The 8427-nt window shown below is 61.5% G+C and carries 18 protein-coding genes; all 18 read right to left on the minus strand.

What is annotated here, in order from left to right:
• Positions 1-20: 20 nt before the first annotated feature.
• The 18 genes from rplR to rpsJ all read right to left on the minus strand — a co-directional run bounded on the left by rplR (position 21) and on the right by rpsJ (position 8325).
• Positions 21-380: a 50S ribosomal protein L18 gene (gene rplR / locus EP165_RS15710; RefSeq protein ID WP_127523773.1), complete on the minus strand. Its 360-nt coding sequence runs from the start codon at positions 378-380 to the stop codon at positions 21-23.
• Between the two features lie 113 nt (positions 381-493).
• Complete coding sequence (gene rplF / locus EP165_RS15715; protein WP_127523774.1) at positions 494-1027, minus strand: 50S ribosomal protein L6; 534 nt, start codon at positions 1025-1027, stop codon at positions 494-496.
• Between the two features lie 39 nt (positions 1028-1066).
• Positions 1067-1465 carry a 30S ribosomal protein S8 gene (gene rpsH / locus EP165_RS15720; RefSeq protein ID WP_127523775.1) on the minus strand — a complete coding sequence of 133 codons (399 nt, stop codon included), beginning with the start codon at positions 1463-1465 and terminating at the stop codon, positions 1067-1069.
• An 11-nt stretch (positions 1466-1476) separates the two neighbouring features.
• Positions 1477-1782: a 30S ribosomal protein S14 gene (gene rpsN / locus EP165_RS15725; protein WP_127523776.1), complete on the minus strand. Its 306-nt coding sequence runs from the start codon at positions 1780-1782 to the stop codon at positions 1477-1479.
• A gap of 27 nt (positions 1783-1809) precedes the next feature.
• Entirely contained in the window at positions 1810-2367 is a 558-nt protein-coding gene (gene rplE / locus EP165_RS15730) for a 50S ribosomal protein L5 (protein ID WP_127523777.1), read from the minus strand.
• The gene (rplX, locus tag EP165_RS15735) at positions 2360-2674 is read right to left on the minus strand and encodes a 50S ribosomal protein L24 (RefSeq protein ID WP_127523778.1); all 315 of its coding nucleotides are present in this window, start codon (positions 2672-2674) and stop codon (positions 2360-2362) included. The genes rplE and rplX overlap by 8 nt, the downstream gene beginning before the upstream one ends.
• A gap of 13 nt (positions 2675-2687) precedes the next feature.
• Positions 2688-3056 carry a 50S ribosomal protein L14 gene (gene rplN, locus EP165_RS15740; RefSeq protein ID WP_127523779.1) on the minus strand — a complete coding sequence of 123 codons (369 nt, stop codon included), beginning with the start codon at positions 3054-3056 and terminating at the stop codon, positions 2688-2690.
• 66 nt (positions 3057-3122) lie between these two features.
• Entirely contained in the window at positions 3123-3386 is a 264-nt protein-coding gene (gene rpsQ / locus EP165_RS15745; protein WP_127523780.1) for a 30S ribosomal protein S17, read from the minus strand.
• A 10-nt stretch (positions 3387-3396) separates the two neighbouring features.
• Positions 3397-3597, minus strand: a complete 201-nt coding sequence (gene rpmC / locus EP165_RS15750; protein ID WP_127523781.1) for a 50S ribosomal protein L29 — start codon at positions 3595-3597, stop codon at positions 3397-3399.
• A 14-nt stretch (positions 3598-3611) separates the two neighbouring features.
• Positions 3612-4025 (minus strand): 50S ribosomal protein L16, encoded by a 414-nt coding sequence (gene rplP, locus EP165_RS15755; protein WP_127523782.1) that lies wholly within the window; start codon positions 4023-4025, stop codon positions 3612-3614.
• Positions 4026-4059: 34 nt separating this feature from the next.
• On the minus strand, positions 4060-4764 hold the full coding sequence (gene rpsC / locus EP165_RS15760; RefSeq protein ID WP_127523783.1) for a 30S ribosomal protein S3: 705 nt from the start codon (positions 4762-4764) through the stop codon (positions 4060-4062).
• Positions 4764-5153 carry a 50S ribosomal protein L22 gene (gene rplV / locus EP165_RS15765; protein WP_127523784.1) on the minus strand — a complete coding sequence of 130 codons (390 nt, stop codon included), beginning with the start codon at positions 5151-5153 and terminating at the stop codon, positions 4764-4766. Before rplV ends, rpsC begins: the two co-directional genes overlap by 1 nt.
• 1 nt (position 5154) lies before the next feature.
• The gene (gene rpsS, locus EP165_RS15770; protein WP_127523785.1) at positions 5155-5433 is read right to left on the minus strand and encodes a 30S ribosomal protein S19; all 279 of its coding nucleotides are present in this window, start codon (positions 5431-5433) and stop codon (positions 5155-5157) included.
• A gap of 16 nt (positions 5434-5449) precedes the next feature.
• Positions 5450-6283, minus strand: a complete 834-nt coding sequence (gene rplB / locus EP165_RS15775) for a 50S ribosomal protein L2 (RefSeq protein WP_127523786.1) — start codon at positions 6281-6283, stop codon at positions 5450-5452.
• A 14-nt stretch (positions 6284-6297) separates the two neighbouring features.
• Positions 6298-6591, minus strand: coding sequence for a 50S ribosomal protein L23 (locus tag EP165_RS15780; RefSeq protein WP_127523787.1), 294 nt, complete (start codon positions 6589-6591; stop codon positions 6298-6300).
• The gene (rplD, locus tag EP165_RS15785; protein WP_127523788.1) at positions 6588-7208 is read right to left on the minus strand and encodes a 50S ribosomal protein L4; all 621 of its coding nucleotides are present in this window, start codon (positions 7206-7208) and stop codon (positions 6588-6590) included. Before rplD ends, EP165_RS15780 begins: the two co-directional genes overlap by 4 nt.
• On the minus strand, positions 7208-7954 hold the full coding sequence (gene rplC, locus EP165_RS15790; protein WP_127523789.1) for a 50S ribosomal protein L3: 747 nt from the start codon (positions 7952-7954) through the stop codon (positions 7208-7210). Before rplC ends, rplD begins: the two co-directional genes overlap by 1 nt.
• A 62-nt stretch (positions 7955-8016) precedes the next feature.
• The gene (rpsJ, locus tag EP165_RS15795) at positions 8017-8325 is read right to left on the minus strand and encodes a 30S ribosomal protein S10 (protein ID WP_127523790.1); all 309 of its coding nucleotides are present in this window, start codon (positions 8323-8325) and stop codon (positions 8017-8019) included.
• Between the last annotated feature and the right edge of the window lie 102 nt (positions 8326-8427).

Here is an 8427-nt window from a genome sequence, read left to right on the forward strand (position 1 = left end):
CTATCGGCCTGGACGGATGATTAGAAGCTGAGGCCGCCTTCGCGCGCGGCATCGGCAAGAGCTTTCACGCGGCCGTGGAAGATGTAGGGCCCGCGGTCGAATACCACTTCCTTGACGCCGGCCTTCTTGGCGCGTTCCGCGACGAGCTTGCCTACAGCGGCTGCCGCAGCTGCATCAGCCCCGGTCTTGAGCGAACCCTTCAGGTCCTTCTCGAGCGTCGACGCCGAAGCGACCGTGTGGCCCTTGGTATCGTCGATAACCTGAGCGTAGATGTTCTTCGACGAACGGTAGACGGTGAGACGCAAACGCTCGCCGGCAACCTTCTTGATCTGGCGGCGAACGCGCTGTGCGCGGCGCAGTGTGGATTCCTTGGAAGCCATTTTCAGTTCCTGCCTTGTAAAACGGGAGCGGCCATTTGCGGTAGGAACGATATCCTCCCGCGACCGCGCACCGTGGCGTTTTCCAACTCCGGGCGTAGCTCCGAGCTAAGCCCTTACTTCTTCTTGCCTTCCTTGCGCACGATCCGCTCTTCCGCGTACTTCACGCCTTTGCCCTTGTAGGGCTCGGGACCGCGATACTTGCGGATTTCGGCTGCGACCTGGCCGACCTGCTGTTTGTCGATGCCGGAAACGACGATCTCCGTCGGCTTCGGCACCTGGACCGTGATGCCTTCCGGCACCTCATAAACCACGTCATGGCTGAAGCCGAGCGCAAGCTGCAGGTTCTTGCCCTGCATGGCGGCACGGTAGCCGACGCCGTTGATCTCGAGACGCTTCTCGAAACCTTCCTTCACGCCGGAAAGAATGTTCGAGATCTGCGTGCGCGACATGCCCCATTTGGAGCGTGCCAGCTTCGACTGATCGCGCGGCGACACGTCGATCTTGCCGTCTTCGAGCTTCACCAGAACCTCGTCGTTAACGACGAATCTCAGCTCGCCCTTCGGACCCTTCGCCGAAACGGTCTGACCGTTCACGGTTGCGGTCACGCCGTCCGGCACGGACACGGGCTTCTTACCAATACGAGACATATCTAGCGTCCTCGTCTTCTAAATCCTGTTGGGCCCAGATCAGAAAATCTGGCAGAGAACTTCTCCGCCGACATTCTGTTCGCGTGCCTCATGGTCTGCCATCACGCCCTTCGGCGTCGAAAGGATGGAGATGCCGAGGCCATTGGCCACCTGCGGAATGGACTTCACCGATGCATAAACGCGGCGGCCCGGCTTCGAAACGCGGGCGATCTCGCGAATAACGGGCTCGCCCTCGTAATATTTCAGCTCGATCTCGATCTCGGACTTGCCGTTGTCGAAATCGACCTGGGTGTAGTCACGGATGTAGCCTTCCGACTTCATCACGTCGAGAACGCGGGCGCGAAGGCGCGAAGCCGGGGTCGAAACCTTGGACTTCTTGCGGCCATAGGCGTTGCGGATGCGGGTCAGCATATCGCCGAGGGGATCACTCAGTGCCATAACGGTGCTCCTTACCAGCTCGACTTAACGAGGCCAGGGATCTTGCCCATGTTGCCCAATTCACGCAGCGCGATACGCGACAGCTTCAGCTTACGATAGAACGCGCGCGGACGGCCCGTTACCTCGCAGCGGTTGCGGATGCGCGAGGGCGCGGAATTGCGCGGCAGCGCGGCCAGCTTCATCTGAGCGCGGAAACGCTCTTCCATCGGCTGGCTCTTGTCCATGATGACCGCCTTCAGCGCTTTGCGCTTGGACGCATAGCGCGCGACCATCTTGCGACGGCGCTCGTTCTTTTCGACTGCACTGGTCTTTGCCATTTCGCAAATCTTCCTTTTTCGCTGCCGTTACTGCCGGAAGGGGAAGTTGAAGGCACGCAGCAGAGCCCGTGCTTCGTCGTCCGTTTCGGCGGTCGTACAAACGATGATGTCCATTCCCCAGATCTGGTCGACCTTGTCGTAGTTGATCTCGGGAAACACGATGTGCTCCTTGATGCCCATCGCAAAATTGCCGCGTCCGTCGAAGCTCTTCGGATTGAGGCCGCGGAAGTCGCGGACGCGCGGCAGCGCAATGGTGATCAGGCGATCCAGGAACTCGTACATGCGGTCGCGGCGCAGGGTAACCTTCGCACCGATCGGCATGTTCTCACGCACCTTGAAGCCTGCAATCGAGTTGCGGGCATGGGTGATGACCGGGCGCTGACCGGCGATCATCGCCAGATCCTCGGCGGCAACCGACGGCTTCTTGGAATCCGCCGTGGCTTCGCCAACGCCCATATTGATCACGATCTTGTCCAGCCGCGGCACCTGCATGCCGTTGGCATAGCTGAACTGCTCCAGCATCGCGCCACGGATGGTGTCGCGGTAGAGCTTCTTCAGCCGCGGTTCGTACTTAGCGTCAGCCATTGATCACATCTCCCGAGCGCTTTGCGACCCGCACCTTGGTGCCGTCCTTCTCGACCCGGAAACCGACGCGAGTGGGTTTCCCGTCCTTGGGATCGGCGACAGCCAGGTTCGAAAGGTGGATCGGAGCTTCCTTGCGGATCAGCCCGCCTTCCTGAGCCTGGGTCTGGCGCTGGTGGCGCACGACCATGTTGATGCCGCGCACCAGGGCACGGTCTTCCTTGGGAATAACGCGCAGCACTTCACCGGTCCGGCCTTTGTCCTTGCCGGCGAGCACCACGACGTTGTCGCCTTTGCGAATCTTGTTCATTTTCCGCGGTTCCTCAGAGTACTTCCGGCGCCAGCGAAATGATCTTCATGTGGCTGCGTGCACGCAGTTCGCGCGGCACGGGCCCGAAGATACGGGTACCGATCGGTTCTTTCTTGTTGTCGACGAGCACGGCCGCGTTCTTGTCGAAGCGGATCACGCTGCCATCGGGACGGCGGATGTCCTTGGCGGTACGCACGACGACCGCCTTCATCACATCGCCCTTCTTCACACGGCCGCGCGGAATGGCTTCCTTGACCGACACCACAATGACGTCGCCAACGGAAGCGTATTTCCGCTTCGAACCGCCAAGCACCTTGATGCACATGACACGACGGGCGCCGGAATTATCCGCGACGTCGAGGTTTGTTTGCATCTGAATCATGACTGGCCGCCTTCTATTCTATCTTGGGGCGGGATATCCGCCCTGCCCGGCATTCAAATTCGTGGGTTACCCGGCTTTCGCCGGCTTCTTCTCGCTGTCCGCACCCGCAAGCACGACCCAGGTCTTGTCCTTCGAGATCGGACGCGATTCTTCGATCTGGACGATATCGCCGACCTTGCAGGCGTTGCTTTCGTCATGCGCCTTGTAGTTCTTCGTCATCCGCACGGTCTTTTTCATGACCGGATGAGTGAAGCGGCGCTCGACACGGACGACGACCGTCTTGTCGTTCTTGTCGCTTACGACCGTGCCCTGCATCACGCGCTTTGGCATCTCTTAGTCCTCAAGCCTTCTTGGCGGCCGACTTTTCGGCCAGCACAGTTTTGATGCGCGCGATGTCGCGGCGGATCTGCCGGACGCGCGCGGTTTTCTCAAGCTGACCCGTCGCCTTCTGGAAGCGCAGATTGAACTGCTCCTTCTTCAGAGCTGCGAGGTCATCGCTCAGCTGGTCGGGCGTCTTTGCCCGTACATCCACGGCTTTCATCGTCTCGCCCTCTCCTAGTCCGAAATGCGCTGGACGAAGCGCGTGCGCACCGAAAGCTTGGCCGCGCCCAGGCGCAGCGCTTCGCGTGCGGTTTCTTCATTGACGCCGTCGATCTCGAACATGACGCGGCCGGGCTTTACCCTGGCCACCCAGTAATCGACGGAGCCCTTGCCCTTACCCATGCGGACTTCGGTAGGCTTCGAGGTCACCGGAACGTCCGGGAAAATACGGATCCAGACACGGCCCTGGCGCTTCATCTGGCGGGTGATCGCGCGGCGAGCCGCCTCGATCTCACGCGCGGTGACGCGGTTGGGCTCAAGTGCCTTCAGGCCGTAGCCGCCGAAGTTCAGGTCGGTGCCGCCCTTGGCTGTGCCATGGATGCGTCCCTTGAACTGCTTGCGGAACTTTGTGCGCTTGGGCTGCAGCATCGTTCTCTAACTCCAAATCCTTCTAGCGGCCTGCTCAGGCGTTTTCGCGACGACGCGACGAGCCGTGGGAATCGCCCTCAATTGCGCGACGCTCGGACGCCATCGGGTCGTGCTCGAGAATCTCGCCTTTGAATATCCAGACCTTCACGCCACAGATGCCGTAAGCGGTCTGCGCCTCTGCCGTGCCGTAATCGACATCGGCGCGCAGCGTGTGCAGCGGCACACGGCCCTCGCGGTACCACTCCATGCGCGCAATCTCCGCGCCGCCGAGACGGCCGCCGCAATTGATGCGGATACCCTCGGCGCCAAGACGCATCGCCGACTGCACGGCGCGCTTCATGGCGCGGCGGAATGCTACGCGGCGCTCAAGCTGCTGCGCGATCGACTGAGCAACCAGCGTGGCGTCGATCTCCGGCTTGCGCACTTCAACGATGTTGAGGTGCGTTTCGGACTGCGTCATCGCGGTCAGCTTCTTGCGAAGCTTCTCGATGTCGGCGCCCTTCTTGCCGATAATCAGACCAGGCCGGGCCGCATGGATCGTCACGCGGCACTTCTTGTGCGGGCGCTCGATCACGATCTTGGAGACGGCAGCCTGCTTCAGCTCCTTCTCAAGATATTCGCGGATCTTGAGATCTTCGTGCAGCAGCTTTCCGTATTCGCCGGAGTTCGCGAACCAGCGCGAATCCCAGGTACGGTTAATGCCGAGTCTCAGGCCGATCGGATTGATTTTCTGGCCCATCAGGCGGCCTCCGCTTTCTCTTCAACTTCGCGAACCACGATCGTCAGGTTCGAGAACGGCTTCTCGATACGCGATGCACGGCCGCGGCCACGGGTGTGGAACCGCTTCATCGTGATCGACTTGCCGACATAAGCTTCGGCAACGATCAGCGCATCGACATCGAGGTCGTGGTTGTTTTCCGCGTTGGCGATCGCCGATTCCAGGGTCTTGCGAACCGTGCCGGCAATGCGCTTGCGCGAGAATTCCAGGTCGTGAAGCGCCGCCTGAACCTTCTTGCCGCGGATCATCGCAGCGACAAGATTCAGCTTCTGCGGGCTCACACGGATGGTGCGAGCGACTGCGCGGGCCTCATTGTCGGCCACGGGGCGCGGAGTTTTGGGCTTGCCCATTTTACTTCCTCTTCGCCTTCTTGTCCGCGCCATGGCCGTAATAGGTACGGGTCGGAGCGAACTCGCCGAACTTGTGGCCGACCATCTCTTCGGAGACGGCGACCGGGATATGTTTCTGGCCGTTGTAGACACCCCAGGTGAGGCCGACGAACTGCGGCAGGATCGTGGAGCGACGGCTCCAGATCTTGATCACCTCGTTGCGGCCACCCTCGCGGACCTTGTCCGCTTTTTTGAGCAGGTAGCCGTCGATGAACGGGCCTTTCCAGACTGAACGGGACACGTGCGCCTACCTCTTCCTATTTCTTGCGCTGATGGCGCGAGCGCATGATGAATTTGTCGGTCAACTTGTTCGACCGGGTCCGTTTACCCTTGGTCGGCTTGCCCCACGGAGTAACCGGGTGGCGGCCGCCAGAGGTACGGCCTTCACCGCCGCCATGCGGGTGATCGACCGGGTTCATCGTAACGCCGCGATTGTGCGGACGACGGCCAAGCCAGCGCGAACGGCCGGCCTTGCCAAGATTGATGTTGCCATGGTCGGGGTTCGACACCGCGCCCACGGTTGCAAAGCAGCTGCCCTGAACGAGACGCTGCTCGCCCGAGTTGAGCCGCAGGATCGCCATGCCCTGATCGCGGCCGACGAGCTGTGCATACGCACCTGCCGAACGAGCGATCTGACCGCCCTTGCCCGGCTTCAACTCGACATTGTGCACGATCGTGCCGACCGGCATCGCCGAAAGCGGCATCGCATTGCCCGGCTTCACGTCAGCAGAAGCAGCGGCAATCACACTGTCGCCAACCGACAAACGCTGCGGCGCCAGAATGTAGGCAAGCTCGCCGTCTGCATATTTCAGCAGAGCGATGAATGCGGTCCGGTTCGGATCGTATTCGATGCGCTCGACGGTTGCCGCCACATCGTGCTTGCGGCGCTTGAAGTCGATGATGCGGTAGGTCCGCTTGTGACCGCCGCCGCGGAAACGCGTGGTGACACGGCCATGATTGTTGCGGCCGCCCTTGCTGGTCAGGCCCTCGGTGAGGCCCTTGACCGGCTTGCCCTTGTAAAGGCCGGAGCGGTCGACAATGACCAGCTGGCGCTGGCCTGGCGTGACCGGATTGAATTTCTTAAGTGCCATTGTCCTGTCTCCGCTCAGAGGCCGGTGGCGATATCGATCGACTGGCCTTCGGCCAGCGTCACGACTGCCTTCTTAACGTCGCTCTGGCGACCGATCGTGCCGCGGAAGCGCTTCACCTTGCCCTTGCGCAGCAGCGTGTTCACTCCCGTCACCTTGACGCTGAACAGCGCCTCGACGGCAGCCTTGATTTCCGGCTTGGTCGCATTGCGCGACACGTTGAACACAACCTGGTTGTTCTCCGAGGCAAGTGTCGACTTTTCAGTCACGACCGGGCTGACGATCACGTCGTAGTGGCGAAGGTCAGTCATTTGAAGCGCTCCTCGAGAGCCTCGACAGCCGCCTTGGAAAGGACGAGCGTGCCACGGCGCAAAATGTCGTAGACGTTGATGCCCTGTACCGGCAGCACGTCGATATTCGGAATGTTCGACGCAGCGCGGCGGAAGTTCACATCGAGTTCGGCACCGCCGATCACCAGCGCGTTGGACAGGCCAAGCTTGGCCAGCGCGTCGATGAGCGCCTTGGTCTTGGCTTCCTTCACCGCCAGATCGTCGATGATGATGAGCTGCTCGCCCTTCACCTTCGCCGAAAGCGCATGCTTCAGGCCAAGCGCACGGACCTTCTTGGGAAGATCGATCGCATGGCTGCGCGCCACCGGGCCGTGAGCCTTGCCGCCGCCGCGGAACTGCGGAGCACGCGCCGACGAGTGACGGGCGCGGCCCGTACCCTTCTGCTTGTACATCTTGGCGCCGGTGCGCGAAATATCCGCGCGGCCCTTGGCCTGATGCGTACCCTGCTGCTTCTTGGCAAGCTGCCAGCGCACGACGCGCTGCAGAATGTCTTCGCGCGGGTCGAGGCCGAAGATCGCCTCCGACAGTTTCAGCTTGCCTGCATCCTTGCCGGCGAGCGTGGTCATCTTCACGTCCATCACTCAGCTCCCTCGGCTGCGGTGGCTTCTGCTGCCGGCGCTGCTTCTGCGACGGGTTCGGCCTTGGCGGCTGCGGCACGGATGCCGGCCGGCTTCGGCGCATTGTCCGGAAGCGGCGCCTTCACGGCGTCGCGAACGTAGATCCAGGCGCCCTTGGAGCCCGGAACCGCGCCGCGAACCAGGATCAGGCCGCGTTCGGAGTCGGTCGAAACGACTTCCAGGTTCTGCGTGGTCACGCGGGTCGACCCCATGTGGCCGGCCATCTTCTTGCCCTTGAACACCTTGCCGGGGTCCTGGCGCTGACCGGTCGAACCGTGCGAGCGGTGCGAAACCGAGTTACCGTGGGTTGCGCGGCCACCACCGAAGTTGTGGCGCTTCATGACACCCTGGAAACCCTTACCGATCGAGGTGCCGGTCACGTCGACCTTCTGGCCGCTGACAAAGTGATCGGCGGTCAGCTCTGCACCGACGTCGATCATGTTGTCCGGCGACACGCGGAACTCCGCGACTTTCGACTTCGGCTCGACCGAAGCAGTCGCGAAATGGCCGCGCAGAGCCTTCGAAGTATTCTTGACCTTGGCCAGCCCGACGCCGAGCTGAACGGCGGTATAGCCATTCTTCTCCTGCGTACGCTGCGCCACGACCTGGCAGTTTTCCATGCGCAGCACGGTGACAGGGACATGTTCCCCGGCATCATTGTAGATGCGGGTCATCCCTACCTTTTGTGCAATTACACCTGAACGCATCGGTTCATCTTCCTTCAGAGGAGCCGGCCCGCTTTCGCGAGCCGCGGCTCATGTCCAGCTCCTTAGAGCTTGATTTCAACATCCACGCCGGCGGCGAGGTCGAGCTTCATCAGCGCGTCCACCGTCTGCGGTGTGGGGTCGACGATATCGAGCAGCCGCTTGTGCGTGCGCATCTCGAACTGCTCACGGCTCTTCTTGTCGATGTGCGGCGACCGATTGACCGTGAACTTTTCGATCCGGGTCGGCAGCGGAATGGGCCCGCGAACGCTTGCGCCGGTCCGCTTGGCGGTCGACACAATCTCTTTCGTGGACGTGTCGAGCACCCGGTGATCGAACGCCTTGAGGCGAATGCGGATATTCTGTCCGTTCATGTCAGTTCCTTCGGGTCGTTTCCGGGCGCTACCATCTGGTTCCGCCCGGCACCGACATCAGACTTTTGTTCTTATTCCGTGATGCTTGCGACGATGCCTGCA

Origin of the sequence: Mesorhizobium sp. Z1-4, assembly GCF_004000235.1 — a bacterium.
GTDB lineage: Bacteria > Pseudomonadota > Alphaproteobacteria > Rhizobiales > Rhizobiaceae > RCIO01.

Excerpts from the sequence above, each read along its gene's own strand:
- rplR (WP_127523773.1), bottom strand. The coding sequence starts at position 380 with ATGGCTTCCAAGGAATCCACACTGCGCCGCGCACAGCGCGTTCGCCGC.
- rplF (WP_127523774.1), bottom strand. The coding sequence starts at position 1,027 with ATGTCTCGTATTGGTAAGAAGCCCGTGTCCGTGCCGGACGGCGTGACC.
- rpsH (WP_127523775.1), bottom strand. The coding sequence starts at position 1,465 with ATGGCACTGAGTGATCCCCTCGGCGATATGCTGACCCGCATCCGCAAC.
- rpsN (WP_127523776.1), bottom strand. The coding sequence starts at position 1,782 with ATGGCAAAGACCAGTGCAGTCGAAAAGAACGAGCGCCGTCGCAAGATG.
- rplE (WP_127523777.1), bottom strand. The coding sequence starts at position 2,367 with ATGGCTGACGCTAAGTACGAACCGCGGCTGAAGAAGCTCTACCGCGAC.
- rplX (WP_127523778.1), bottom strand. The coding sequence starts at position 2,674 with ATGAACAAGATTCGCAAAGGCGACAACGTCGTGGTGCTCGCCGGCAAG.
- rplN (WP_127523779.1), bottom strand. The coding sequence starts at position 3,056 with ATGATTCAGATGCAAACAAACCTCGACGTCGCGGATAATTCCGGCGCC.
- rpsQ (WP_127523780.1), bottom strand. The coding sequence starts at position 3,386 with ATGCCAAAGCGCGTGATGCAGGGCACGGTCGTAAGCGACAAGAACGAC.
- rpmC (WP_127523781.1), bottom strand. The coding sequence starts at position 3,597 with ATGAAAGCCGTGGATGTACGGGCAAAGACGCCCGACCAGCTGAGCGAT.
- rplP (WP_127523782.1), bottom strand. The coding sequence starts at position 4,025 with ATGCTGCAGCCCAAGCGCACAAAGTTCCGCAAGCAGTTCAAGGGACGC.
- rpsC (WP_127523783.1), bottom strand. The coding sequence starts at position 4,764 with ATGGGCCAGAAAATCAATCCGATCGGCCTGAGACTCGGCATTAACCGT.
- rplV (WP_127523784.1), bottom strand. The coding sequence starts at position 5,153 with ATGGGCAAGCCCAAAACTCCGCGCCCCGTGGCCGACAATGAGGCCCGC.
- rplB (WP_127523786.1), bottom strand. The coding sequence starts at position 6,283 with ATGGCACTTAAGAAATTCAATCCGGTCACGCCAGGCCAGCGCCAGCTG.
- EP165_RS15780 (WP_127523787.1), bottom strand. The coding sequence starts at position 6,591 with ATGACTGACCTTCGCCACTACGACGTGATCGTCAGCCCGGTCGTGACT.
- rplD (WP_127523788.1), bottom strand. The coding sequence starts at position 7,208 with ATGGACGTGAAGATGACCACGCTCGCCGGCAAGGATGCAGGCAAGCTG.
- rplC (WP_127523789.1), bottom strand. The coding sequence starts at position 7,954 with ATGCGTTCAGGTGTAATTGCACAAAAGGTAGGGATGACCCGCATCTAC.
- rpsJ (WP_127523790.1), bottom strand. The coding sequence starts at position 8,325 with ATGAACGGACAGAATATCCGCATTCGCCTCAAGGCGTTCGATCACCGG.